The following is a 23,601-nucleotide window of genomic DNA, read 5'->3' as shown; positions in this document are numbered from 1 at the left end:
CCCCCCTTCCTCCTCGTTTTCCCCGTCCTCTTCGGACTGACCGGGGACACCGGTCTCGTCACCGACGTCGGTACAGCCGGCGACGAGCAGGAGGACGGCTACTGACCGCCGTTTCCGGCGACTCCGAGACTGAACGGTTTTTTACCCTTCGGCTACCCACGTCGGCACAATGACCGACAGCGACACCGACGACTACGAGGCGTTGGGGCTGGTCGCCGGCCTCGAGATCCACCAACAGCTCGATACCGAGACCAAACTCTTCTGTGCGTGTCCGACCGAACGGCGCGAGCCCGCCGAATCGACGCAGCGGTTCACGCGCTATCTCCACCCGACCAAGAGCGAACTCGGCGAGATCGACGAGGCCGCCCTCGAGGAGAGCCGGGTCGATCGGGAGTTCGAGTATCTGGCCTACGATACGACCTGCTTGGTCGAGGCCGACGACGAGCCCCCCCACAGACTCGACGACGAGGCCCTCGACGTCACACTTGAAATCGCACAACTGCTCGACGCCGAGCCGGTCGACCAGGCCCATGTCATGCGAAAGCTCGTCGTCGACGGCTCGAACACGTCGGGCTTCCAGCGCTCGTCGCTGATCGCGACCGACGGCGAGATCCAAACGAGCGAGGGGCCCGTGGGGATCGAGGACCTGCTCCTCGAGGAGGAAAGCGCCCAGCGGGTCGAGGAAACGAACGATGGAGTGCGCTGGAGCTTGGACCGATTGGGGATCCCGCTGGTGGAGATCGGCACCAGCCCCGACATCCACTCGCCCGAGCAGGCCCTGGAGGCCGCAGAACGCATCGGCATGTTGCTCCGCTCGACCGGCACGGTGAAACGCGGGTTGGGGACGATCCGCCAGGACGTGAACGTCTCGATCGCCGAGGGCGCCCGCGTCGAGATGAAGGGCGTCCAGAGTCTGGACGACATCGACGATTTGGTTCGGAGAGAGGTCGGCCGGCAGGTCGCGCTCCTCGAAATCGCCGAGGAACTCGACGAACGCGGGGCGAGCGTCGGCGATCCCGTGGACGCCAGCGAGGTCTTCGCCGACACCGACAGTGGCGTCATCGGCGGTGCCCTCTCAGGGGATGGCTCGGTGATGGCCGTCCCCCTCTACGACTTCGACGGGTTAGTCGGCCGGGAGATCCAGCCCGATCGGCGACTCGGCACCGAGTTCTCGGATCACGCGAAACGCCACGGCGCGGGCGGGATCTTTCACACCGACGAGCTACCGGCTTACGCCGTCACCGAGGCGGAAGTCGCGGCGCTCAGGGAGTCAGTGGGTGCAGGCGAAGACGACGCCGTGGCCATCGTAGCCGACGACACCGCGACCGCCGAACGCGCGATCGAGGCGGTCGCGGCGCGGGCTGAGACCGCCATCGAGGGCGTACCCGAGGAGACCCGCGGCGCGAACGAGGACGGGACCTCACGGTACCTCCGTCCGCTCCCGGGCGCGGCGCGGATGTACCCCGAGACGGACGTTCCTCCCGTGGAGCCGGACCCGAGCGAGGTCGAGACGCCCGAACTCCTCACGGAGAAGGTCGAGCGCTATCAGTCCGAGTACGACCTCGACGCCGGACTCGCAGAGCAGGTCGCCTACGGCCGGCGCATGCCGTTGTTCGAGCACGTCGTCAGCGAGGGGGTCGATCCGACCTTGGCGGCCGGCATACTCGAATCCACGCTGACCGAACTCAGGCGGGACGACGTGCCTGCCGAGGACCTGAGTGACGACCAGATCGTCGGGACGCTCGCGCTGGCTCGTGACGGCGACCTCCCGAAGGGGAGCGTGGGGGACCTCCTGAGCGTGCTCGCGGAGTCGCCGGCGCTCACTCCCGAGGAGGCGCTCGAACGGGAGGGTCTGGGCGGGGCCTCCGAGGACGAGGTCCGGGAGGCCGTCCGTGAGGTCGTCGAACGCAATTCGGAGCAGGTCGAGGAGGAGGGGATGGCCGCCTTCTCCGGACTCATGGGCGAGGCGATGGGTACGCTCGGCGGAAAAGCCGACGGCGAGGTCGTCAGCACCGCGCTGCGCGAGGAGATCCAGCAGCGGACCTGAGTCGTGTTATCGCTCCCGCGTTGCGCGCTCGATCGCCCGCAGAACCCCGTGTAAGGTCGTGATCTCCCGGTCGGTCGGGTGGGCGCGCCCGACCAGCCGGCGCACCAGCCGCATCGTTTTCGGGCGTTTACCCTCGGGATAGCCCACTGCTCGAAGGGTCTCCTCGAACCGCTCGTAGAACCGTTCGATCTCGGGCTCTGCGGCGCGTTCGTGTTCGACGTCGGGTAGCTGTGACTCGTCCATCGCCAGCCCCCGGAGTTCGTACAGCGCGACAGTCGCGGCCTGCCCGAGGTTGAGAACGGGATACTCCGCACTCGCGGGGATCGCGCAGATCTGGTCCAGCCGGGCGAGTTCCTCGTTGGTGAGTCCCACCCGCTCGCGCCCGAAGACAAGCGCCACGTCCGTTTCGACGCCGACCAGATCATCGGCGAGTTCGGCGGGCGTGCGAAACGGAAAGCGCACGTGCTTTCGGGCGTCCTCGTTGGTCGTCGCGGTAAAGCCCACGGTGTGGAAGTTCTCAGCGACTTCATCGAACGCCACCTCCTCCGCGCTCGGCAGAACGTCCTCGCGGGCCTGGCCGGCGAAGCCGTAGGCTTCCCCGTCCCTGTCGAGCTCGGGCGGGTCGACGAGTTTCAGATCGGCAAAGCCGAAGTTCTTCATCGCGCGGGCGATGGTGCCGACGTTGCCGGGCGTCTCGGCGTCGACGACGACGACGCTGATCACGAGGAGGGGTACTCCTGTCCGAGGTCCAGATCGCGGAGATCGATCCGCTTGCCGTCCTCGGGCTGTTCGACCGCCAGCTCCTCGGGATCGACTTCGCTCGGGTCGGGAACGTCCGCGGGGTCGGTCTCGACGTGCTCGATCCCCTCGTAGTTGCCCGGCGCGCGCCCGTCGTCGGCGAACCACTCGTGAAAGGCGTCCTTCAACTCGTCCTCGCCCATGTACTCGAGGCCCCCCTCCTCACGAAACCAGTAGAGGAAGTCCGGTTCGTGCTCCTCACAGACGAGCACCTCCGAGCGGGGTTCGCCGTAGACCGCCTCCGCGACGTTACACTCCGCGATGTCCTCGTCGCCGTGGATCAGCCAGCAGGCCTGACACGGCGAGGTGACGAGCAGTTCGAGACGCTGGAGACGAAAACGCGTCTCCTCGGGGATCTCCTCGAGGGGTTTGAACTCCCCTTCCGAATCGAACACCTCCCCTTCCTCGAATCGCCAGCCGCGAAGTCCGATGCTCACCTTGCCCATATCTGGTGTTACCCGCGCGGGCGGTAAAAACCGCGTGGATCCGCCCGCACATCCGTGACGAACCGGGCCGCCTATCCGCTCGTCGTCCCAACCCCTGTTCATGCGAACCGTCGAGGCCGCCGGGCTGGAGATCGGTGACGACCACCCGCCGCGGATCATGGGCGTGTTGAACGTCAGCGAGGAGTCGCCCTACGACCCGAGCGTCTTCGCCGACTCCGGCGAGGCGGCCGCCTACGTCGACCGCGAACTGATAGCGGAGGGCGCGGATATCGTCGACGTCGGCCTCGAATCCGCGAACAAACGCCTCGACGTGCTCTCACCCGAGGAGGAACTCGACCGTCTCGACACCGCCATCGAGACCCTCGAATCGGTCTCGGGCGAGGCGGTCTTCTCGATCGAGACCCGGTACTCCGAGGTCGCCGACGCCGCGCTCTCGCGGGGGTTCGACATGGTCAACGACGTCTGTGGCTTCGCCGACCCCTCGATGCCCGAGGTCTGTAAAGCCCACGACGCCGCGGTCGTCAAGATGGCCTCGCCGCCCGATTTGGAACGTCCCGGCGCCCTGGCATCGGTCGAGGGGATCTACGAGGCCCTCTCGATGAACGGCTTCACCGAGAAGACGATCCTCGATCCCGCCTTCGGGGGCTGGTCCGAGGAGAAAACCCTCGACGACGACCGCGAGACGTTCTCCAGGTTGCGGGAGTTTCGTGCCTACGACCGACCCTTGCTGGTGTCGATCAACCGCAAGAACTTCCTGCGGGAGATCGCCGGGCGCGAAACCGGGGAGGCGCTTCCCGTCTCGTTGGCGGCGACCGCGATGGCCGTCGAACGCGGCGCACACGTCCTGCGAACCCACGACGTACGCGAGACCCGCGACGCCGCACTCGTCGGTCGGGAGTTCGCCCGCGAGCGCGTTCGTGATCCCACCGTCGAGGAACTCGACGTGACGACCCGCAGGGAGGCTGCCCGCTACCTCGAACGGGTCGGTGGCGATCCCGTCCTCGCGGACGCGGGCGTCATCCGCTGGTTCCGCCTCGCCGAACTGGGCGACGCCTACGAACCGCTCGCCGCCGCGGTCGCCGATACCGCGGGTGTCCATCTCGCTGGCACCGACCCCACACTGCTGTTTGGGACGCGAGACGGCTTCTACTCGCTGGATCGAACGGTTCCGGTCGAAACGGGCCGTCTTCCGACAATATTCTCGAAGATACTAGATGATTTCAACTAAGAGAAAGCTTATACCGGAGGCGATAAAACGGACGGGTGGAAGCCGGAAGGGCCCCCGGGTAGGGGTACTCGGGCCACTCCGGCTCACGGAACCGATTATATCGACGCCGACTCGAAAGCGACTGCGATGAACTTCGAGACGTGGGAGCCGGTCTACGAGGCGATCCTCGCGGACTTCGGGTTCGGTCGTCGAGCGGACGAGCACGCCCGGGACGTCCTCGCCCGACTCGTGAAGCCGTTCGAGAAGTGCCGGTTGGCGGAGATCGAGGGTGCGGCCGTCGCGGTAGCGGGGGCGGGTCCCTCGCTTCCCGACGACCTCGAACTCGCCGCCGGGGCCGACTACGTGATCGCCGCCTCGACGGCCGCCGACGTTCTCAGGGAGGCCGGGATCGACGTCGACCTGATGGTCACGGATCTCGATAAGAACCCCGAAACAGTCCGACGACTCACCCGGGACGGAGTGCCAGTCGCCGTCCACGCCCACGGGGACAACCTCGCGCTGGTCGAGCGGTGGGTGCCCCGACTTGCTGACGAAAACGTCCTTCCGACGACTCAAGCCGCCCCGACGGGCCCCGTCGAGAACTTCGGTGGCTTTACCGACGGCGACCGGGGGGCCTTTCTCGTCGACGAGTTCGGCGCTTCGGAACTCCTGTTTCCGGGCTGGGACTTCGAGGATCCCTCGGTCGGGCCGACGAAAGCCCGAAAGCTCCGCTGGGCAGAGCGCCTGCTGTACTGGCTCGAAACACGGCGTGGGGAGCGCTTTGCGGTCCTCGACGGGCGACGCGACGGGATCGATCCGGTGGCGTGAGCCCGCCTAGGGAACGAGTACGACTTTCCCGGTGCTCTCGCGGTTCTCGATGTGGGCGTGGGCCTCGCTCGCGTCCTTTAGGTCGAACGTCTCGCCGACGACGACCTCCAGTTCGCCCGAGGAAAAGCCCTCCGTGAGGTCCTCGACGGCCGAAAACACCCTCTGGGGCGCCTGCTGGCTCGCCTGTCCGAGGTGGTAGCCGATCACCGAGTTGTTCCCGAAGAGGAGTTCGGGGGTCTCCACTCGTCCGGGTTCGCCGCTCGCGACGCCGTAGGCCACGATCCGGCCGAAGGGCGCGAGCGCGTCGAGGCTCTTCTCGAAGCTCTCGCCGCCGACCCCGTCGAGGACGAGGTCCAGTCCCCCGTCAGTGATTGCCCCGACTTCCGTCGCGAAGTCCGTCTCGGTGTAGTTGATGGGGTGATCACAGCCCAATTCGGCGGCCAGATCGAGTTTTTCGGAGGTACTCGCGGTGCCAAACACCTCCGCACCCGCCCTGGAGGCGAGTTGGACGGCGGCGGTCCCGACCCCACCGGCGGCGGCGTGAATCAGTACCCGCTCGCCGTCTTCGAGCCCGCCCCACTCGAACAGGCAGTTGTGTGCGGTGAGGTACTGGACCGGGAAGCCGGCGGCTTCCTCGAAGCTCATGCCATCGGGGATCGGGAACAGCGCCCCGGCGTCGGCGAGGGCGTACTCCGCGTACCCACCCTGTCCGACCAGCCCGACCACGCGGTCACCCTCCGAGAGGTCGGTACCATCGGCCTCGTCCACGACGCCCGCGGCCTCCATCCCCGGCGTGAACGGTGGCTGTGGGCCGCCCGGATACTCGCCACGGCGCTGCATGATGTCCGCGAAGTTGATCCCGGCGGCGCGCACGTCGAGCAGGACCTGTCCCGCGTCGGGATCGGGCCGGTCGATCTCGGTGGGTTCGAGTGCGTCGCTGTCGCCGAAGGACTCGATTCGAATGGCGTTCACGTCCCCGGATTGGACCGCCAGCCCCATAAAACGGGGTCAGAACTATGCGCCACGGCGTCGTCTCGCCGCCATGGCAGATCACCGTCTCGGCTTTCGGTCGTTCGACGAGGAGACCGACTCGGTAGCGCTCGAGGTCGTGGGAGAGGTTCCCGACTGGCTCTCGGGGACGCTCTACCGGAACGGTCCCGGTCGATTCGAGGTCGACGGGCGTGAACTCAGCCACTGGTTCGATGGGTTCGCACTCCTGAGACGCTTCGAGATCCGCGAGGGGGAACTGGAGTACTCGAGTCGGTTTCTCGACAGCGACGCCTACCGGGCGGCCCAACACGGTGAGCTTCGCTACGGGGAGTTCGGAACGAACCCCTCGTGGTCGGTGCTCGACCGCCTGCGAAACGCCCTCGGCGGTACCCAGACCGACAACGCCTCGATCACGGTCCGCCACCGCGACGGCGAACACCGGGCGGTGACCGAGACTGTCCGCGATGTCGCCTTCGATCCCGGGGACCTCTCCGTGCTCGGCCACCGCGAGACTCAGGTTCCCGCGACCGGCACCATCGCCCACGACCACTACGATTTCGTCCAGGAGGAGTGGGTCAGCCTCGGCACTCGACTCGGCCGGAAGCCGGGCTACGTCCTCTATCGCGACCCCGACGACGGCCCCGTAGAGCGGATCGCCCATATCGAACGCGACGAACCCGCGTACGTCCACAGCTTCGCCCTGACCGACCACTACGCCGTCCTCACCGAACACCCCTTCCGGACCTCGTCGCGCCGCCTGCTCGATAGCCGGCCGTTCGCCGAGAGCTTCCGGTGGTATCCCGAGCGCGACACCCGGTTTCTCGTCGTCGACCGGCGCGACGGCGAGGTGGTCGCCGAACCCGTAGTTCCGCCCGTTTTCACCTTCCATCACGTCGACGCCTACGAGCGCGGCGACGAGCTGTTCGTCGACCTCGTCGCCTTCGAGGACTACTCGATCGTCCCCGCGCTCGCGCTCGCGAACCTCCGTTCGCGAACGCCCGACGTCCCCGCTGGCGAACTCCGGCGGTACCGACTCGACCTCGATACCGAACGCGCCGAGGGACGGACGCTCTTTGAGGGACCGATCGAGTTCCCCACCACCAACTACGCCGAGGCGAACCTCCACCCCTACCGGTTCTGTTACGGCGTCGGCACGGACTCGGGGAGCTTCAACGATCGTCTGCACAAGGTCGACGTCGAACACGAGAGCGATCGGGAGTGGGCCGAGAAGGGGATCCACCCGGGCGAACCGCTGTTCGTCCCGCGCCCCGGCGGCGACGCGGAGGACGACGGCGTCCTGCTCTCGGTCGCACTCGACACCGACGAGGAGCGCTCCTGCGTGCTCGTCCTTGATGCGGCCGAGTTCGAGGAGATCGCACGTGCGTACCTACCCCACGCGCTCCCGTTCGACTTCCACGGCACGTTCTACGGGGAGGGCCGGAAACCGACGCCTTCGATGAGCTGAGAGCTACGGCGCGAGCGCGTCGATCGTCGTCTCGATTTCCTCCTCGCTTGCGCCCCGCGGGAAGCTTACCGCGACCGAATCCAGCCCGTCGACCGCCTCGAAGCGCTCGATCGACTCCGTCGCTTCTTCTGGCGTACCGGCCGCACAGAGTTCGTCGAGCAGCTCATCGGAGACGTGATCGAGCGCCGTCTCGCGCTCGCCGCTTCCCCACGCGGACGCGATGGCGTTAGCCTCCTCCTCGTAGCCCTGCCGTGCCAGCGATTTTCGATAATAGGTCCCCATCCCGCCGACGTAGAAGGCGGTGTGCTGACGTGCGAGTTCCCGGGCGCGCTCGCGGTCTGCGAGAGCACAACAGGTCAGCGAGAGCGTGGTCCGAACCTCGCTCGGGTCGCGATCGCCCAACTCCGCCCCGCGTTCGAGGTCCGCGAGCCGATCCCGGATTCCGTCGGGGGTGAAGACGACGGCGTGCCACCCATCGGCAAAGCGGCCCGCGAGTTCGACGGATTTCGGCCCCAGCCCGGCGGCGTCGATTTCGGGAGCGGGCTCGGGCGGCTCGCTCCGGAGTCGGAAGCCCGAGAGCTGGAATATCTCACCATCGTACTCGACCGGCTCGCCCGAGAGCACCCGCTTGACGATCTCGATGTACTCGCGGGTCCGTCGCAGCGGTCGCTCGAAGGGCTCGCCGTGCCAGCCGCCGATCACCGCCGGGCCGCTGGGTCCGATCCCGAGTCGGAATCGTCCTTCTGAGACCTCCTGGAGGGTCGCGGCGGCCTGACCCATCAGCGTCGGCGAGCGCGAGTAGACGGGGAGGATGCTCGCTCCCAGTCCCACGGAGTCGGTTCGTTCTGCGAGCACCGTCAGTACGCTCACGGCGTCACGGCCCCACGTCTCGGGCAGCCAGACGCGCTCGTAACCCGCTCGCTCCGCCCGCTGGGTGTACGAAACGAGCGATTCGATGCCCGACTGGGCGGCAACGGGGAGGTGGACGTCGCGCGCAGTCATGTGAAACTCACCGCGAGTTGTGCGTGCATACTACCGTGTGGGACGCCGATCATTAAAAAAAGGTCACTCGATCGCGACCAGTTCCTCGATGTCGGGGATGGCGACGCTCGAATTCGAGAGCTGCTCCATACGCTGGAGGTGTTTCTCGGCGGCGTAGGCGGTGAGTTTCTCCTCGCCGAGTCCGGCACCGTCCTCGCTCGCCGCCGCGGTCGCGGCCACCTCCTGGGTCAGCGGCAGGAGTTCGTTGACCGTCTCGTGGATCACGTCCATCGGGACGCCCTCCTCGATGAGCTCCTTGAGTTTCGCCATGCCGAACCCGACGTGCCTGCCCTCGTCGCCACGGATCTTCCCGAAGCCCTCGACCAGCCCGGGTACCAGCGGGAGTTCGAGGATCTCGCCGCTGTAGCCGGTCTGGACGGCGTAGTAGCCCGTCTGGGCCATGATCCCCTCGATCGTCAGATGGTAGTGACAGAACGCTCGCACGCGGTTTGCGGGCGTGTCGTCCGTAAGCAGGCGGTCCATCGCCGCCTCGTTTCGCTCGAACAGGTCGTGATATGTGTCGAAGAACCACCTGTCGTCGAGCGGTGAGGTCCGTTCGAGTCCGCGGTCGTCCTCGACGGGGTGAACCACCTCCCGCCAGTACCGGTCGAAGAAGTCCGCGTGTTTCGCCTCCTCGTAGAGTTGGGTCGTGATGAACATCTGGTCCTCGATCCGCTCCAAAACCACCGCGAGCGGCGCGAGATCCTCCGTGACGGCCGCCTCCCCCGCCCCGAACAGCGCTAGCGTCCGTCTGAGGTCGGTAAAGGTCGCCCCGTCGAGTTCGGCCAGTCGCTCGCGGTCCGTGCTCAGGTCGATCGCGTCGGGGTCCCAGTGGCGCTCGACGGCGTTCCTGTAGTATCGGTACGCCCGGCCGGACCGATCCAGGGAGTGTTCCGCAGCGACTTTTTGCTGCATAGAACTATCTAGTTGAATTTGGGTAAAAGCGTATTGCATGCAGAGTTGACTTTTTACTTGTGGCACGCTACTATCCGGTATGTCCGTCACGCTGTACCAGCTCGATGGCTGTCCGTACTGTGAGAAGGTCGCTGATCGGCTCGACGAATTGGGTGTCGAATACGAGACGACCTGGACGGAGGCGCTTCACTCGAAACGCGACGAGGTAAAGCGGGTCTCGGGACAGCGGGGCGTGCCGGTTCTGGTCGACGAGGAGTATGGGATCACGATGCCCGAATCCGAACGCATCCTCGAGTTCGCAGAGCGAAGCTACGCCTGAGTTCGACGACCCGTCTTCGGCTAGCGGAGGGTTCTCTCCGCGTTCGGTCCCGATTCCGGCGTCGGTGCGGCCTTCTGGAGGGCGGTTTCGGCGATGTTCGCGCCGTAGTCGCCGATCCGCGACAGCGAGTCGACGATCAGTCCCAGCAGCTGGGCGTCGGCGGGATCGACCGCTCTGAGCTGCTCGTCGATCGTTCTCGTCCGGGCATCCATCTCCGCGGCCCGGGCGAGCGTCGCCGTCGCGAGTTCCGTCGCCCGGTCACGGTCCTCGACGAGGAAGGCGTCCATCGCGTTCTCGACGATCCCGCGTGACTCGCTTTTGAGCGAGCCGAGCGGTTCGTGGACGTCCGCCGGCAGTTCGGTGAGGTCGGCGCTGTGGCCCGCGATCTTCACGCTGTGGTCGGCGATGCGCTCGATCTGTCTCGCACAGGTCCGGTAATCGAAGCAGGTCTCGCGACCGATATCGACCGCGGCGGCCGCACGCGGGTCGCGCAACACGGCGCGAAACAGCCGCGAAGTGACGTACCAGAGGCGATCAACGTCGTCGTCGCGGGCGGCGATCCCGTCGATTCGGTCCGAGTCCCCCTCGAGCAGCCCCTCGGTGGCGTCGTCGAGCATCGAGAAGGCGAGAAGCCGCATCTGCATGACGGTGTCGTGAAGCGACAGCTCTGAGGAATCGAGGAAGTCCTGAAGAACCATTCTCTCTTCCGTCTCGACGCTGACCTCGAACCCGACGAGCCCCGTCGTCGCCGTGCGGATCGTCCGGCGCTGACCGGTCGTGATCCGATCCGCTTCGAGGACGATCTCGTCGAAGCCGTTGATGTACAGGGTGACGAGCCGGCTTTCGAGTTCCTGTGGACTCACCTCCTCGACGGCGAGCGTGGTGCTGGCCTCGCTCGGGACGTTCGAGGGTGTCGCGACGAGGGTGTCCCCCTCGGGGTAAAAAGCCAGTTCGCTTCCGGCCTCGATTCCCGTCTCGGTCGCCCACTCTTTGGGGAGGGAGACGGTAAAGGTCGACCCGCCCGTGATCTGAACCTTGCGGACCTCCATGCGATACGGTTCGACCACCAGTACATAAGCTCTTCTAAATCTATATAGTAATCGGCAACAACGGAGAATTCGATACGATCCTGTCCGTTAGTGGACCGATAATCGGGAATAACTATCGAAAATCAGACCGCAATTCGCGGCCGGGCCGTATATGGCTACATTCGATAAACGAACACAGAAGTCATATAACTGCGTTTTTGTCAATTCCTAATTGAGGTTGTTTCGAGGAATAGAGCAAATCATATATATCTGTATAGTAAGATATAGAACTATGGTATACTATATATCTATCTTAGAAGAGTATTTGTTCGTTCTCGTGGTGGGTGGCAGTAGTGGCAATCGATCCACCGTCAGCGGGGTCACGCTGCACCCTTCCGACGGCCGTCGCTACGGCGGGGACATCGGTGCAACGAGCGGTCGTCAGCAGGATCGATCCGATAGCCCGATCATCTATGGCAACACAGGAATCCACCCATCGATCGAGTCCGAAGGTTCAGATGGAGATCGAAGCCGGACGAACCGGCCGGGCGGCCCGTCCCGACACGCCGGTCCTCGAAGCGCGGGGCCTCGAAGTTCACTACGGCGACGACCACGCGCTTCAGCCGACGACGGTCGACATCCCGCAGAAACAGGTAACGGCGATCATCGGTCCCTCGGGCTGTGGGAAATCCACGTTCCTCCGGTCGATCAACCGGATGAACGATCTGATCGACGTCGCCCGCGTCGAGGGCGAACTCCGTTTCCGGGGCAAGAACGTCTACGACGAGGACGTCGATCCCGTCGCGTTGCGCCGCCGGATCGGCATGGTCTTCCAGAAACCCAACCCCTTCCCGAAATCCATCCGCGAGAACGTCGCCTACGGCCTGAACGTTCAGGGCAAGGAGGTCACCGACGAGGCGGTCGAGACCGCGCTCAGACGGGCAGCGCTCTGGGAGGAAGTCGAGGGAAAACTCGATTCGTCGGGACTCGATCTCTCGGGGGGCCAACAACAGCGTCTGTGCATCGCCCGCGCGATCGCGCCCGACCCCGAGGTGATCCTCATGGACGAACCCGCAAGCGCCCTTGACCCGATCGCTACCTCGAAGGTCGAGGATCTCATCGACGACCTCGCCGAGGAGTACACGGTCGTGATCGTCACCCACAACATGCAGCAGGCCGCCCGGATCTCCGATAAGACCGCCGTGTTCCTCACCGGCGGCGAACTCGTCGAGTTCGGTGATACTAACGAGGTCTTTGAGAACCCCGAGCACCAGGCGGTCGAGGACTACATCACGGGGAAGTTCGGATAGATGGCTCGAACCGAGTATCAGCGCCGTCTCGAGGCGCTCCGCGAGGAGGTCCTCAGGATGGGAGAGGTGGTCCGAGAACGCCTCGACATCGCGCTCCGGGCGCTCGCGGAGCGAAACGAGGAACTCGGTCGCGAGGTGATCGAGCGCGACGCCGAGGTCAACGAGCTGTACCTCGATCTCGAACGCGAGTGTATGGACCTGATCGCGCTCCAACAGCCCGTCGCGGGCGACCTGCGATTCGTCACCGCTTCGTTCAAGATCATCACCGATCTCGAACGCATCGCGGATCTCGCGACCAACCTCGGGGAGTACGCGGGCCGCGCGAAACACGAGATCTATCCGGATATCGACGTTATCCACATCGGCGAGCGCGCCACTGAGGCCCTCGCGGAGGCGATGACGGCCTACGCCGACGAGGACGTCACAACCTGCTACGAGATCGCCCGACGAGATGACGGGATCGACGACCTCTGTGAGCGCGCGAGCGAACTCGTCATCCGCGACCTGATCGACACCGAGGGGAACAACGCAGAGACGGAACGTCTCTTCTCGGAGGTTTCGCGCCTGCTGCTCGCGGTTCGGGACCTCGAACGCGTCGGCGATCATGCAGTAAATATCGCCGCGCGCACGCTGTACATGATCGAGAGCGACGACGAACTCATCTACTGACGATCCACCGTTCGCGTGCGAGTCACGGGCTCGTTCGAGACATCAATCGGCAGATGACTGTCGATTCGGGACCGATAGTCGTTGCGTTCCACCGTCGAACGGCAAGCTATAACCCGATAAGCCACGACGGTCGACTCGAATGACCTCCCTCCTCGTCACCGGTGCGAGCGGGCTGCTCGGCCGGTATCTCCTCGATGCCGAGTGGAGCGACGATCGCGTCGTCGGGACGTACCACACGACGCCGGTCGAGGCCGACCACGAGACGGTGCATCTGGACGTTCGCGACCGAGAGCAGGTCGAACGCGTCGTCGAGCGGGTCGATCCCGACGTGGTCGTCCACAGCGCCGCCGCCACGAGCGTCGAGGCCTGCGAGGAGAAACCCGAACTGGCCCACGAGACGAACGCGCTGGGGACGAAACACGTCGTCGACGCGGCGGCGGCGGTCGGGGCTCGGGTCGTCTATCCCTCGACGGCGTACGTCTTCGGCGACGACGCACCCGTCCATATCGAGGACGACGAGCCGGCCCCGATGAACCGATACGGCCGCTCGAAACTCGACGGGGAGCGATACGTCGAGTCCGCGTCGCCGGCGGGCACGATCGTGCGTTTCTGCGTCGTGGTGAGCATCGACCGGGCCGACCGCTCGGACTTCGGGAGTTGGGTCCGCGGACAACTCGAGGCCGGCGAGCGGGTACGGCTCATCGACGATCAGCAGATCACGCCGACGGTGCTTACGGACGCGGTCGACGCGCTCGGCTATCTCATCGAACATGAGGAGACCGGCGTCTTTCATGTCACCTCGCCCGAACGAATGACGCGCTACGAACTGGGTCGGGAGATCGCTCACAGACACGGTCTCGACCCCGAGTTGGTCGAACCGATCCCGATGACGGAAATGGGGTGGGAGGCACCTCGACCGCGCCACCTCTGTTTAGGCTCCGAAAAGCTAAGGCGGTACGGATACGAAACGGCAAGAATACGGACAGAGTGATTATGAAAGGGGCGCTGATAACTGGGATCACGGGACAGGACGGATCGTATCTGGCAGAGCTACTGCTCGAGAAGGGGTACGACGTCCACGGTATCGTACGGTGGAACACGACGAACGGCTCGTGGGGTGCACACACGTCCCGCCGGATCGAGGAGATCAAGGCTCGTGCGGACCGACAGGGACAGCCCCTCGAGTTCCACTACGGCGACCTCACCGACGGGAGCAGCATCAGGCGGGTGATCCGCGAGGTCGAACCCGACGAGATCTACAACCTCGGCGCACAGAGCCACGTCGCGGTCTCGTACGACCAGCCCGACTACACCGCGGAGGTAAACGCCCTCGGGACGCTTCGCGTTCTGGAGGCGATCCGCGAGACCGGCGTCGACGCACGGTTCTATCAGGCCTCGACGAGCGAACTGTTCGGCAACGCGACCGAGACGCCACAGGACGAATCGACGCGGTTCGACCCCGAGAGCCCGTATGCCTCGGCGAAACTCTACGCTCACCACATCACGAAGAACTACCGTGATGCCTACGACATCTTCGCCTGTAACGGCATCCTCTTCAACCACGAATCGCCCCGCCGGGTCAAGGCCGCGGTGACCCGGAAGATCTCCCGCACGGTCGCACGGATCGACGCCGGCATGGAGGATCGGCTGTACCTGGGCAATCTGGATGCCCAACGCGACTGGGGGTACGCCCCCGAGTACGTCGAGGCGATGTGGATGATCCTGAACCACGAAACGCCCGAGGACCTCGTGATCGCGACCGGCGAGACCCACACCGTCCGGGAGTTCGCGACCATCGCCTTCGCGACGCTCGGCTACGACATCGAATGGGAGGGGAAGGGCGTCAAGGAGCGCGGCATCGACGCGAGTAGTGGGGAGACGCTGGTCGAGGTCACCGAGGAGTTCTTCCGCCCGACGGACGTCCACCTGCTGAAGGGCGACGCTTCGCGGGCCAAACGGGAAATCGGCTGGGAGCCCCGAACAACGTTCGAGGGACTGGTCGAGATCATGGTTGAAGCCGACAGGGAGGCCCTCGACGTGGAGCGGTCCGAGCGCCCCCCGATCGAACGATAGGATTCACGACCCGACGGTTCTATCTCGGGGTATGGACCTCCACTGGCACCGTCGGGACCTCCGCGTTACGGACAACCGCGCGCTCGCGGCCTGTGACGACGCGCTCCCGGCGTTCGTTTTCGACGAGACTGTTCTGGAACACGCTTCGCCCCCGCGGGTCGCGTTCATGCTCGATGCGCTCGAATCGCTCCGCGAGGAGTACCGCGGACGCGGCGGCGATCTGCTCGTCCAGCGGGGCGATCCTTCGAGTGCGATTCCCGATCTCGCCGCCGAGTTCGACGCCGACCGGGTAGTCTGGAACCACGACTACTCGGGGCTGGCACGCGAGCGCGACGAGGCGGTTCGGGCGGCCCTCGACGACCGGGGTATCGACCACGAGGCGTTTCACGACGCCGTCCTCCACGAACCCGGTTCGATACTAACCAACGACGGCGACCCCTACTCGGTGTTTACGTACTTCGGGAGGAAGTGGCTGGATCGCGAGAAGCCCGATACGGTTTCAGCGCCCGAGTCGGTCTCGAATCCCGGGGAGTCCGGAGAAATCCCCGCGCTCTCGGACCTGGGATTCGAGGAACCCGAAGGGTCGATTCCGGAGGCCGGAACTGCCGCGGCCGAGAACCGACTGGAGGAGTTCTGTGACGGGCCGATTCACCGGTACGAGGACGATAGGGACTTCCCCTCGAAGGGGTGTACCTCGCGGCTCTCGACCGATCTGAAGTTCGGAACCGTCGGAATTCGACGGGTTTACGAGGCGACCGAGAACGCGAAGACCGAGGCCGAAAGCGAGGAGGAAGGCGACTCCGTCGAGGAGTTCCAATCGCAACTCGCGTGGCGCGAGTTCTACACGCAGGTGCTTTACTACCACCCTAACGTCGTCACGGAGAACTACAAGACCTACGACGGAGGGATCGAGTGGCGGACCGACGAGGAGGGACTTCGGGCGTGGAAGGACGGTGAGACGGGGTATCCGATCGTCGACGCCGGAATGCGCCAACTCCGTGAGGAGTCGTACATGCACAACCGCCTCCGGATGATCGTCGCTTCTTTTCTAACGAAGGACCTGTTGACCGACTGGCGGGAGGGATACGACTGGTTTCGCGAGAGGCTCGTGGATCACGACACCGGAAACGACAACGGCGGCTGGCAGTGGGCCGCGAGTACGGGCACCGACGCCCAGCCCTATTTCAGGATTTTCAACCCGATGACTCAGGGCGAGCGCTACGACCCCGACGCCGAGTACATCCGCGAGTACGTCCCCGAACTCCGCGGAGTCGACCCGGAGACGATCCACTCGTGGGACGAACTCGACGAACAGGAGCGTCCCGACGTCGAATATCCGGCCCCGATCGTCGAGCACGCCGCCCGACGCGAGGCAGCGATCTCGACCTTCGAACGGGCACGCGGATCGTGATGTACGATAACGTGGGGCTTCTAAAGCTTTAACAGCGCGGCGGGAGATGATAGGAGTGGAGGAGATATCTATGCCAGAGAAATCAGACGCCGAACTGCCGCCGCTTCCGTACGACTACGACGCGCTCGAACCGTCGATCTCCGAGCAGGTGCTGACGTGGCACCACGACACGCACCATCAGGGCTATGTCAACGGACTGAACTCCGCCGAGGAGACGCTCGCGGAGAACCGCGAGTCCGGCGACTACAGCTCGACGGGCACCGCGCTCGGTAACGTCACCCACAACGGATCGGGCCACTACCTCCACACGCTGTTCTGGGAGAACATGAGCCCCGAGGGTGGCGACGAGCCCTCGGGTGACCTCAGAGAGCGCATCGAGGAGGACTTCGGCTCGTATGAGGGCTGGAAGGGCGAGTTCGAGAAGGCCGCCACCACCGCGAGCGGCTGGGCGCTTCTGGTCTACGACCCGGTTGCAAAGCAGCTTCGCAACCTCGCGGTCGACAAACACGACCAGGGCGCACTCTGGGGCGCACACCCCGTACTGGCGCTCGACGTCTGGGAGCACTCGTACTACTACGATTACGGCCCGGACCGTGGCGACTTCATCGACGCGTTCTTCGACGTGGTCAACTGGGACGAAGCCGAAGAACAGTACCAGAAGTCCGTCGACCACTTCGAGTAACGCCCTAGATTTCCCGTTTTTTCGCCGCCGCACCGTGAGCTTTAGTGACGGCTCCGTTCAATCTCCCCTATGCCCAAACCCAAAGACGAGTTCGACGAACTGTATCCGTGTGATTTCTACACCCCTGAGGAGCTGTTCGAAGAGGGGGAGATGTACACCGTCTACGAGATCGGTCGTCTGCTACAGGGGCTTGACCCCGAATCCGAACTCGAACCCGATACCGAAGCCGTCCTTCTGGACTGGGCCATCCCGTGGGTGGTGAACAACGGCGACGACCTCGTCGTCGGGAACCCCGTCTCGGAGGACCAGCCGGGCTACTACGGACTGAAACGCGAGGAGGACCTAACGGACGAGTAGCTCTTCGGTGTCGTTCCCGGGGCTCGGGTCGTGATTCGTGCGTCGTGCTTACTGCCCGCCGTCGGGACAGCTCGTTTCGTCCGTCGTGATCTCGAGTCGCAGCCCGCCCGACTCGCTTTCGGCGAGCACGAGGTCCCAGCCGTGGCCTTCGGCGATGTTTCGAATAATCACCAGCCCGAAACCCGTTCCCTCGTCGGTGCTGTAGCCGGGTTCGAGCGCCACCTCGTGTTCGCTCTCGGGGATGCCGGGCCCGTCGTCGTCGATCACGAACCCCCCCGAGATGGCCTCGACGGTGACTGTCACGTCCGGACCGGCGTGTTCCGCGCTGTCGTCGGCCCTCGGCCGACTGCTCGTTGAACTGTGTTCAACGCTGTTGCGAAACGCGTTCTCGAACAGCTGTGTGAGCCGGTTCCTGTCGGCGTGGACGCTCCGGTCGTCGCCGACGACGAGGGTCGACCCCCCGGTGTCGACGTTCTCCCAGGCCTCCTCGGCGACGGTCCCCAGTATGACGGGCCGGGTCTCGCCGACGGACTTTCCCTCGCGTGCGAGCACGAGCAGTCCCTCGATGATCTCCCGTATCCGCCGGTGGCTCTCGCTCACTTGCTCGAGATGCGCGTCGTCGCCGGTCTTCCTCGCGAGCGAGACCGAGCCCTCGGCGACGGTCAGCGGGTTTCGAAGGTCGTGTGAGACGACACCGATGAACTCCTCCAGTCGGGCGTTCTTCTCAGACAGCGCGCTCTCACGGGTGGCCCGATCCAGCGCGGCCGTCGTGGTCGCCGCGAGCAGTTTCGCGAAGTAGACGTCCGCGTCGTCGAAGGCATCCATACTGTCCGAGGCGATGAGCAGCACGCCGTGGTCGCCGAGCGAGAATATCATCTCGCTTCGGAGGTGCGTCTCCGGGTTGTGGGCGCTCGATTCCTCGTGGACGCCGTCGATGATCCGGTCCTCACCCGACTCGAAGACCTCCCACGCGAGGCTCTCGTCGCGTTCGAGCGTCGGAACGGTCCCGAGCGAGGCCTCGACGGTGTCGGTGTAGGCGACCGGTTCGAGTCGGTCACCGGTCGCGTCCACGAGGTGAAGCCCGGTGTGGGTCAGCCCGAGGACGCGGTCGGCCGCCGAGACGGCGACCGTCGCGACCTTCGCCTCCCCGTCGGCGGCCATCAGATCGCGGGTCGCCTCGAGTAGGCGTTCGAGCGTCCAGGCCGTACGCCCGTCCTCGGTGACAGCGTCTAGACGTCCGGGCGTCGTCGCGGCCTCGATCTGAGCGTGGAGGATCGCTGGACGATCGGCCGCGGCGGTCGGGAGAACCCGAACGCCGGCCGTCCGGGCGGCGTTCGCGGCGTCCTCGTCGTCGGTGAGGACGATCGTCGGTGGCCCCGTCTCGACGGCGATCCAGTCGGGAAGCGATCCGACACCAAGTACACAATCGACCTCGGAGGAGGGAGTCGGCTCCGCCGGGTCGACGGAAACGAGCGTCATCCGCTCGTCGAGACTCCGCTCGATCGCCTCGCGTACGTTGGCCGGTCCGCCGTATGCGACCCGGAGGGATGGACACATCGTCCTCGTAATAACTTAGAAGTTACATATCTTTTTCGAAACGAACGACGGATCGAATCGGATCGGTGGGTGTTTCCCGGTCGACGGTAATCCACCGACTATGGACGTTACGTTGCTCGAAGCCACCGAGGACCCCGAGCGGGTCATCTGTACGGCCGCACGAAACGACTACATGAGCGGGTTCGTCGGCGAGCAGTCCTTCGAGGAGATCCTGGCGAGCGTCGAGGGCGGGAGTATGGAGGAGAAGAAACGAACCCTGATCGGCCATCTCCTCTCACACGGCCACTTCGGCCCGTTCGAACACCCCCAGATCACGATCGCCGTCAAGGGGATCAGTCGGTCGTGTATGGCCCAGCTCACCCGCCACCGCCACGTCAGCTTCGACGTCCAGTCGATGCGCTACGTCGCCTTCGACGACGTGGACCCCGACGAGGTACGGGGCGGCGAGATGGTCGTCGTCCCGCCCTCCGCGAGCGACCCGAACTGGGTCGGGCGCAACCAGAAGAGCGGCGCCGTTGACGAGGAGACCGTGCGGGAGCGAGAGCGGGTGTTCACCGAGTCGGTGTCGCGATCCGTCGAGGAGTACCAGAAGCTCCTCGATCTCGGAATGGCCCCCGAGGACGCCCGGTTCGTCCTGCCCATCGGCACCGAGGTCAACCTCGTGATGTCGATGAACGCCCGGATGCTGATGCACGTCGCGGACATGCGCGCCGCCGCCGACAGTCAGTGGGAAATCAGGGAACTCACCGAGGAGGTACTGGACATCGCCGCGGAGTGGTGTCCGCTGACCTTTGCGTACTACGACGAGCACATGAAGGGCCGGAAGAACCGCCTCGCGCCATGACCGGCGAGGCCCGCGACGCCACCGGCGAGGGACCGCTCTCGGGGCTCACAGTATTGGACTGCTCGCAGGTGCTCGTCGGGCCGTTCTGTACGATGCAGCTAGGTGATCTCGGCGCGGAGGTAATCAAGGTCGAGCGCCCCGACGTAGGCGATCAAACCAGAGGATGGCACCCCCCGCGCTTCGGCGAGGAAGGCCCGAGCGCCTACTTCGCGAGCGTCAACCGGAACAAACGCTCGGTGACGCTGGATCTCGGAAGCGAAGAGGGGCAAGAGATCCTCCGAACGCTGGCCGTCGACGCGGACGTCCTCGTCGAGAACTTCCGGGTCGGCACGATGGAGCGGTGGGGCTTGGGCTACGCGGACCTCCACGAGATCAACCCCGAACTGATCTACTGTTCGCTGTCGGGCTACGGAGAATGGGGGCCCGACAGCGAGAAGCCCGCCTACGACCTCATGATCCAGGCCGAAGGCGGGATGATGAGCATCACCGGTGAGGAGGGGGGCGATCCCGTCAGAGTAGGGGTCGCCATCGCGGACATCGGCGCGGGGATGTACGCGACCCAGTCGATCCTCGCGGCGCTCTTGGCTCGGGAACTTCGCGACGCGGGCGGCCAGAAGATCGACGTGAGCCTGCTCGACGCGCAGGCGGCCTGGATGTCCTACATGGCGACGAACTACTTCGCGAGCGGCGAGATACCTGGAAAGATGGGCAGCGCCCACCCGACGATCGTCCCCTATCAGGCCTTCGAGACCCGCGACGGTTACGTCGTCGTCGCGGCGGCATCGGAAAAGCTCTGGGGTGCGTTCTGCCGGGCGATCGATCGCGAGGATCTCGTGAAGGACGACCGGTTCGCAAAAAACGCCGACAGGGTCGAGAACCGGGAGGAGCTGGTCCCGATCCTCGAAGCCGAACTCGAGGAACTGACCACCGAGGAGGCGGTCGGACTCCTGACCGATTACGACGTGCCCGCGCGGGCGGTCAACGATATGGCCGACGTCTTCAGCCATCCACAGATCGAGGCCCGCGGGATGATCGACGCGATCACGCATCCCGACGGGGATATCGAGATACCGGCAAGCCCGATGTTCCTCTCGGGGACGCCGACTTCGGTCCGACGCCATCCACCGAAACTCGGTGAACACACCGAGGGGGTCCTCCGGGAGGCGGGCTATTCCGTCGAGGAGATCGAACGGTTTTGGACCGCCGGCGTGGTCTGATCGCTTCCCCTCCACGCATACTGCGCCCGAATTCGAGCGCCTTCCGATCGGTTAGTTCAGAAAAAAGAAACTAAAATACAGAATTTACAAATAATTCATATTAGATAGTATCGTCGTACCGTACTATATTATCGATTGTCGTATCATACGTGCGATGGATAGTGGACGACTCGATCGACCGGTCTCGTAGCCTACAAACCGGATTCTTCGCGCGTATCATTCTAATACTAGTGACAACTTTTTCTAAAATCCATATTAGGATATGAAAATTTAGTTCGGTGGGTTTAATCTTCATCATCGGAGGGGCATGGGACATGGATCAGAGGACTACTACGGACGGATCGGGCGTCAGTCGCCGAGTGTTGTTACAGACGGTCGGGGCCGCGGCCCTCTCGACGGGGCTGTTTGGAACCGCGACAGCGGACGACACGGAGTACGGAACCGTCGTCGACATCGTCGAAGCAGGAGCTGACCCCACCGGAGCCGAACCGATCGACGACGTCTTCGAGGAACACGCCGCCGACGACACACTGCTTCGATTTCCCGAGGGGCGCTACCGGGCGAACGATCTCAGCCTCTACGCGCTAACGGATTTCGCGATGGTCGGGGAGGGCGACGTGACGCTGGTTCCGGGCGAGGAGTACGACGAGGCCCTCTGGCTCGGTGGGGCCGAGACCCGGAACCTCCGGATCGAGAACTTCACGATCGACGCGACCCGCGAGGGAGTCGCCCCCGAGTTCGTTGTCAGTGCCTACGACGGGCTCGTCGTTCGGGACGTCCGCAAAGACGGCTTTCACGGCGGCGACACCGCCTTCGGCTTTCGCACTCTCGACGAGGACGGCCACAGCCTGATCGAAAACCTGCGGTCAACCGACGGCGGCTCCGGAACGGGGGTCTACGTCAACACGACCGGCTCGATCACGTTTCGAGGGTGTGAGATCGAGGGCTTTGCCGACAACGGGCTGTACGCCTCCCATTCCTCGGGACCGGTCACCGTCGAGGGCGGCCGGTACGCAAACAGCAACGTCACGCAGATCCGGCTGGGGAGTGCCGGCAGCTCCGTCGAAGACTGCGAGGTCGTCGTTGATGAACAGCCGGAGGGATTCGGCAACATGCGCGGCATCCGGATCGCGGACGGCCCCGGTCCCGTGAGTATCGAGAACTGCGAGGTCAGCGTCGAGGGTAGCCAGGGAACGGGCGCCGTCGTCGGCGCGTACTCGGGTGGCTCCTTCGAGCTACGGGACACCCGTATCCACGTCGGCGAGGAGTACACCACCCGGCACTCGGACGGCTCGCGCACGAGCTACGCGGTCTACGTTGACGACGCCACCGCAGTCGACGCTGGGACGAGGACCATCGAGAACGTCTCGGTCACCGGGGGTGGAACGTATCGGGGTGCGATGCGCTTCTCGCGGGACCACAACACGATCGAGAACGTCTGTATCAGCCAGTCCGGACGGCGCCGGAACGGGATCGTCTTCGAGGAATCGCAGGACAACGAGGTCACGGACGCCACCATCGACGTGACCGGCGAGGAGCTAGTCCTGAACGACGGGTCTACCGTCGACGAGAGCGGGATCGACACCTCGGGGAGCTGTGCGCTCCCCGAGACCGGCTCCGACGACTCTGAGGACTGAACCGTCGCCCGGTCTCAGAAGCTCTCGAACTTGTCGCGCCGGTAGAGGTCGAGTTCGCTCACCGTCGAGTTGCGCTGGCCCGCCGCGAAGACGACCGCGTCAGCGATCTCCTCGGGTTCGGTGACCTCGCCCTCCCCGAAGCGCTCCTCGAAGGACTCACCGGAAGCGCTTCCGAACTCGGTCCGTACCTCCGAGGGATTGATGACGGTGACAGCGACGCCCTCGTCGCCGACGCTGGCTTGGACGCTGTGGGCGAAGCCGCGGGTCCACCACTTGGTCGCCGCGTAGACGGGGTTCGACGGCCGGGGGAAATGCCCGGCGAAGCTCCCGATGAAGATCAGATTTCCCCGTGATTCCTTCAGGTGGGGCAGGGCCGCCCGCGTCGTGAAGAACATCCCGTCGACGTTGGTGTCCTGCATGAGCCGGTAGTCCTCCGTTGAGAGCGACTCGACATCGCCGCCACGCCCGAGGCCTGCGTTGTTCAATAGGATGTCGAGGCTGTCGAACCGTTCGATCGTCTCCTCGACCATTCCCTCGACGGCCTCCTCCTCGCGGATGTCCGTCGGCACCGTCAACGTCTCGACGTCGTACTCCGATTCGATCCCCTCTGCGATCTCCGTGAGTCGTTCCTCCCGGCGTGCCGCGAGCGCGACGTTCACCCCTTCGCGAGCGAGCCCGCGAGCAGCCGCGCTTCCGATACCCGAACTCGCGCCGGTGATCAGTGCAGTTCGCCCGTCGAGCGAGAGCGTCTCCATGCTCG

23 protein-coding genes are annotated in these 23,601 nt (G+C 64.9%); 15 read left to right on the top strand and 8 right to left on the bottom strand.

What is annotated here, in order from left to right; translation table 11 throughout:
• The first annotated feature begins 169 nt into the window (after positions 1–169).
• On the top strand, positions 170–2,047 hold the full coding sequence (gatE, locus tag HAPAU_RS03555; protein WP_066379699.1) for a Glu-tRNA(Gln) amidotransferase subunit GatE: 1,878 nt from the start codon (positions 170–172) through the stop codon (positions 2,045–2,047).
• Positions 2,048–2,053: 6 nt separating this feature from the next.
• Here the strand turns inward: gatE and HAPAU_RS03550 are convergent, their stop codons facing one another.
• Positions 2,054–2,770, bottom strand: a complete 717-nt coding sequence (locus tag HAPAU_RS03550) for an RNA methyltransferase (protein ID WP_066379697.1) — start codon at positions 2,768–2,770, stop codon at positions 2,054–2,056.
• Positions 2,767–3,291: a hypothetical protein gene (locus HAPAU_RS03545; RefSeq protein ID WP_066379694.1), complete on the bottom strand. Its 525-nt coding sequence runs from the start codon at positions 3,289–3,291 to the stop codon at positions 2,767–2,769. The genes HAPAU_RS03550 and HAPAU_RS03545 overlap by 4 nt, the downstream gene beginning before the upstream one ends.
• Positions 3,292–3,391: 100 nt before the next feature.
• Between HAPAU_RS03545 and folP the strand changes: the two genes are divergently transcribed.
• Complete coding sequence (gene folP / locus HAPAU_RS03540) at positions 3,392–4,519, top strand: dihydropteroate synthase (RefSeq protein ID WP_066379691.1); 1,128 nt, start codon at positions 3,392–3,394, stop codon at positions 4,517–4,519.
• A gap of 126 nt (positions 4,520–4,645) precedes the next feature.
• Complete coding sequence (locus HAPAU_RS03535) at positions 4,646–5,326, top strand: 6-hydroxymethylpterin diphosphokinase MptE-like protein (protein WP_066379688.1); 681 nt, start codon at positions 4,646–4,648, stop codon at positions 5,324–5,326.
• A 6-nt stretch (positions 5,327–5,332) separates the two neighbouring features.
• Here the strand turns inward: HAPAU_RS03535 and HAPAU_RS03530 are convergent, their stop codons facing one another.
• The gene (locus tag HAPAU_RS03530; protein WP_066379706.1) at positions 5,333–6,298 is read right to left on the bottom strand and encodes a quinone oxidoreductase family protein; all 966 of its coding nucleotides are present in this window, start codon (positions 6,296–6,298) and stop codon (positions 5,333–5,335) included.
• Positions 6,299–6,368: 70 nt separating this feature from the next.
• On the opposite strand from HAPAU_RS03530, the gene HAPAU_RS03525 reads away from it, so the two are divergent.
• Entirely contained in the window at positions 6,369–7,781 is a 1,413-nt protein-coding gene (locus HAPAU_RS03525; RefSeq protein WP_066379685.1) for a carotenoid oxygenase family protein, read from the top strand.
• A 3-nt stretch (positions 7,782–7,784) separates the two neighbouring features.
• Here the strand turns inward: HAPAU_RS03525 and HAPAU_RS03520 are convergent, their stop codons facing one another.
• A complete protein-coding gene (locus HAPAU_RS03520; RefSeq protein WP_066379682.1) occupies positions 7,785–8,783 on the bottom strand; it encodes a TIGR04024 family LLM class F420-dependent oxidoreductase in 999 nt (332 codons plus the stop codon).
• 63 nt (positions 8,784–8,846) lie between these two features.
• On the bottom strand, positions 8,847–9,737 hold the full coding sequence (locus HAPAU_RS03515; RefSeq protein ID WP_066379680.1) for a ribonucleotide-diphosphate reductase subunit beta: 891 nt from the start codon (positions 9,735–9,737) through the stop codon (positions 8,847–8,849).
• A 79-nt stretch (positions 9,738–9,816) separates the two neighbouring features.
• Here HAPAU_RS03515 and HAPAU_RS03510 point away from each other — a divergent pair, with 79 nt between their 5' ends.
• Positions 9,817–10,056, top strand: coding sequence for a glutaredoxin family protein (locus tag HAPAU_RS03510; RefSeq protein ID WP_066379677.1), 240 nt, complete (start codon positions 9,817–9,819; stop codon positions 10,054–10,056).
• 20 nt (positions 10,057–10,076) lie between these two features.
• On the opposite strand, the gene HAPAU_RS03505 is transcribed toward HAPAU_RS03510, so the two are convergent.
• On the bottom strand, positions 10,077–11,105 hold the full coding sequence (locus HAPAU_RS03505) for a phosphate uptake regulator PhoU (RefSeq protein ID WP_066379703.1): 1,029 nt from the start codon (positions 11,103–11,105) through the stop codon (positions 10,077–10,079).
• Positions 11,106–11,602: 497 nt separating this feature from the next.
• Here HAPAU_RS03505 and pstB point away from each other — a divergent pair, with 497 nt between their 5' ends.
• The 7 genes from pstB (at position 11,603) to HAPAU_RS03470 (ending at position 17,586) form a co-directional block, all read left to right on the top strand.
• Positions 11,603–12,394, top strand: coding sequence for a phosphate ABC transporter ATP-binding protein PstB (gene pstB, locus HAPAU_RS03500; protein ID WP_066379674.1), 792 nt, complete (start codon positions 11,603–11,605; stop codon positions 12,392–12,394).
• Positions 12,395–13,063 (top strand): phosphate signaling complex protein PhoU, encoded by a 669-nt coding sequence (gene phoU, locus HAPAU_RS03495; RefSeq protein WP_066379672.1) that lies wholly within the window; start codon positions 12,395–12,397, stop codon positions 13,061–13,063. It begins immediately after the preceding gene.
• Positions 13,064–13,202: 139 nt separating this feature from the next.
• Positions 13,203–14,054, top strand: a complete 852-nt coding sequence (locus HAPAU_RS03490) for an SDR family oxidoreductase (RefSeq protein ID WP_066379670.1) — start codon at positions 13,203–13,205, stop codon at positions 14,052–14,054.
• A gap of 2 nt (positions 14,055–14,056) precedes the next feature.
• Positions 14,057–15,136, top strand: a complete 1,080-nt coding sequence (gene gmd / locus HAPAU_RS03485) for a GDP-mannose 4,6-dehydratase (protein WP_066379668.1) — start codon at positions 14,057–14,059, stop codon at positions 15,134–15,136.
• 31 nt (positions 15,137–15,167) lie between these two features.
• The gene (locus HAPAU_RS03480) at positions 15,168–16,547 is read left to right on the top strand and encodes a cryptochrome/photolyase family protein (protein ID WP_066379666.1); all 1,380 of its coding nucleotides are present in this window, start codon (positions 15,168–15,170) and stop codon (positions 16,545–16,547) included.
• 70 nt (positions 16,548–16,617) lie between these two features.
• Positions 16,618–17,229, top strand: coding sequence for a superoxide dismutase (sod, locus tag HAPAU_RS03475; protein ID WP_066379663.1), 612 nt, complete (start codon positions 16,618–16,620; stop codon positions 17,227–17,229).
• 69 nt (positions 17,230–17,298) lie between these two features.
• Positions 17,299–17,586 (top strand): DUF5827 family protein, encoded by a 288-nt coding sequence (locus HAPAU_RS03470; protein ID WP_066379660.1) that lies wholly within the window; start codon positions 17,299–17,301, stop codon positions 17,584–17,586.
• 48 nt (positions 17,587–17,634) lie between these two features.
• Here HAPAU_RS03470 and HAPAU_RS03465 read toward each other — a convergent pair whose 3' ends face one another.
• Complete coding sequence (locus HAPAU_RS03465; protein WP_084383655.1) at positions 17,635–19,143, bottom strand: sensor histidine kinase; 1,509 nt, start codon at positions 19,141–19,143, stop codon at positions 17,635–17,637.
• Positions 19,144–19,243: 100 nt separating this feature from the next.
• Here HAPAU_RS03465 and thyX point away from each other — a divergent pair, with 100 nt between their 5' ends.
• The 3 genes from thyX (at position 19,244) to HAPAU_RS03450 (ending at position 22,841) form a co-directional block, all read left to right on the top strand.
• Positions 19,244–19,987, top strand: coding sequence for an FAD-dependent thymidylate synthase (gene thyX, locus HAPAU_RS03460; RefSeq protein ID WP_066379658.1), 744 nt, complete (start codon positions 19,244–19,246; stop codon positions 19,985–19,987).
• Positions 19,984–21,204, top strand: coding sequence for a CaiB/BaiF CoA transferase family protein (locus tag HAPAU_RS03455; protein WP_066379656.1), 1,221 nt, complete (start codon positions 19,984–19,986; stop codon positions 21,202–21,204). The genes thyX and HAPAU_RS03455 overlap by 4 nt, the downstream gene beginning before the upstream one ends.
• Before the next feature lie 314 nt (positions 21,205–21,518).
• Positions 21,519–22,841: a right-handed parallel beta-helix repeat-containing protein gene (locus HAPAU_RS03450; protein WP_066379654.1), complete on the top strand. Its 1,323-nt coding sequence runs from the start codon at positions 21,519–21,521 to the stop codon at positions 22,839–22,841.
• Positions 22,842–22,855: 14 nt separating this feature from the next.
• Here HAPAU_RS03450 and HAPAU_RS03445 read toward each other — a convergent pair whose 3' ends face one another.
• Entirely contained in the window at positions 22,856–23,596 is a 741-nt protein-coding gene (locus HAPAU_RS03445) for an SDR family oxidoreductase (RefSeq protein WP_066379653.1), read from the bottom strand.
• Positions 23,597–23,601: the final 5 nt, after the last annotated feature.

The sequence above is a fragment of the Halalkalicoccus paucihalophilus genome (assembly GCF_001593955.1).
Taxonomy (GTDB): domain Archaea; phylum Halobacteriota; class Halobacteria; order Halobacteriales; family Halalkalicoccaceae; genus Halalkalicoccus; species Halalkalicoccus paucihalophilus.
The sequence above is the reverse complement of the archived record's forward strand: the minus strand, read 5'-3'. Positions and strand labels throughout refer to the sequence as shown.

Coding starts and splice junctions, on each gene's coding strand:
- gatE (WP_066379699.1), top strand. CDS start 170: ATGACCGACAGCGACACCGACGACTACGAGGCGTTGGGGCTGGTCGCC.
- HAPAU_RS03545 (WP_066379694.1), bottom strand. CDS start 3,291: ATGGGCAAGGTGAGCATCGGACTTCGCGGCTGGCGATTCGAGGAAGGG.
- folP (WP_066379691.1), top strand. CDS start 3,392: ATGCGAACCGTCGAGGCCGCCGGGCTGGAGATCGGTGACGACCACCCG.
- HAPAU_RS03535 (WP_066379688.1), top strand. CDS start 4,646: ATGAACTTCGAGACGTGGGAGCCGGTCTACGAGGCGATCCTCGCGGAC.
- HAPAU_RS03525 (WP_066379685.1), top strand. CDS start 6,369: ATGGCAGATCACCGTCTCGGCTTTCGGTCGTTCGACGAGGAGACCGAC.
- HAPAU_RS03520 (WP_066379682.1), bottom strand. CDS start 8,783: ATGACTGCGCGCGACGTCCACCTCCCCGTTGCCGCCCAGTCGGGCATC.
- HAPAU_RS03515 (WP_066379680.1), bottom strand. CDS start 9,737: ATGCAGCAAAAAGTCGCTGCGGAACACTCCCTGGATCGGTCCGGCCGG.
- HAPAU_RS03510 (WP_066379677.1), top strand. CDS start 9,817: ATGTCCGTCACGCTGTACCAGCTCGATGGCTGTCCGTACTGTGAGAAG.
- HAPAU_RS03505 (WP_066379703.1), bottom strand. CDS start 11,105: ATGGAGGTCCGCAAGGTTCAGATCACGGGCGGGTCGACCTTTACCGTC.
- pstB (WP_066379674.1), top strand. CDS start 11,603: ATGGAGATCGAAGCCGGACGAACCGGCCGGGCGGCCCGTCCCGACACG.
- phoU (WP_066379672.1), top strand. CDS start 12,395: ATGGCTCGAACCGAGTATCAGCGCCGTCTCGAGGCGCTCCGCGAGGAG.
- HAPAU_RS03490 (WP_066379670.1), top strand. CDS start 13,203: ATGACCTCCCTCCTCGTCACCGGTGCGAGCGGGCTGCTCGGCCGGTAT.
- gmd (WP_066379668.1), top strand. CDS start 14,057: ATGAAAGGGGCGCTGATAACTGGGATCACGGGACAGGACGGATCGTAT.
- HAPAU_RS03480 (WP_066379666.1), top strand. CDS start 15,168: ATGGACCTCCACTGGCACCGTCGGGACCTCCGCGTTACGGACAACCGC.
- sod (WP_066379663.1), top strand. CDS start 16,618: ATGCCAGAGAAATCAGACGCCGAACTGCCGCCGCTTCCGTACGACTAC.
- HAPAU_RS03470 (WP_066379660.1), top strand. CDS start 17,299: ATGCCCAAACCCAAAGACGAGTTCGACGAACTGTATCCGTGTGATTTC.
- HAPAU_RS03465 (WP_084383655.1), bottom strand. CDS start 19,143: ATGTGTCCATCCCTCCGGGTCGCATACGGCGGACCGGCCAACGTACGC.
- thyX (WP_066379658.1), top strand. CDS start 19,244: ATGGACGTTACGTTGCTCGAAGCCACCGAGGACCCCGAGCGGGTCATC.
- HAPAU_RS03455 (WP_066379656.1), top strand. CDS start 19,984: ATGACCGGCGAGGCCCGCGACGCCACCGGCGAGGGACCGCTCTCGGGG.
- HAPAU_RS03450 (WP_066379654.1), top strand. CDS start 21,519: ATGGATCAGAGGACTACTACGGACGGATCGGGCGTCAGTCGCCGAGTG.
- HAPAU_RS03445 (WP_066379653.1), bottom strand. CDS start 23,596: ATGGAGACGCTCTCGCTCGACGGGCGAACTGCACTGATCACCGGCGCG.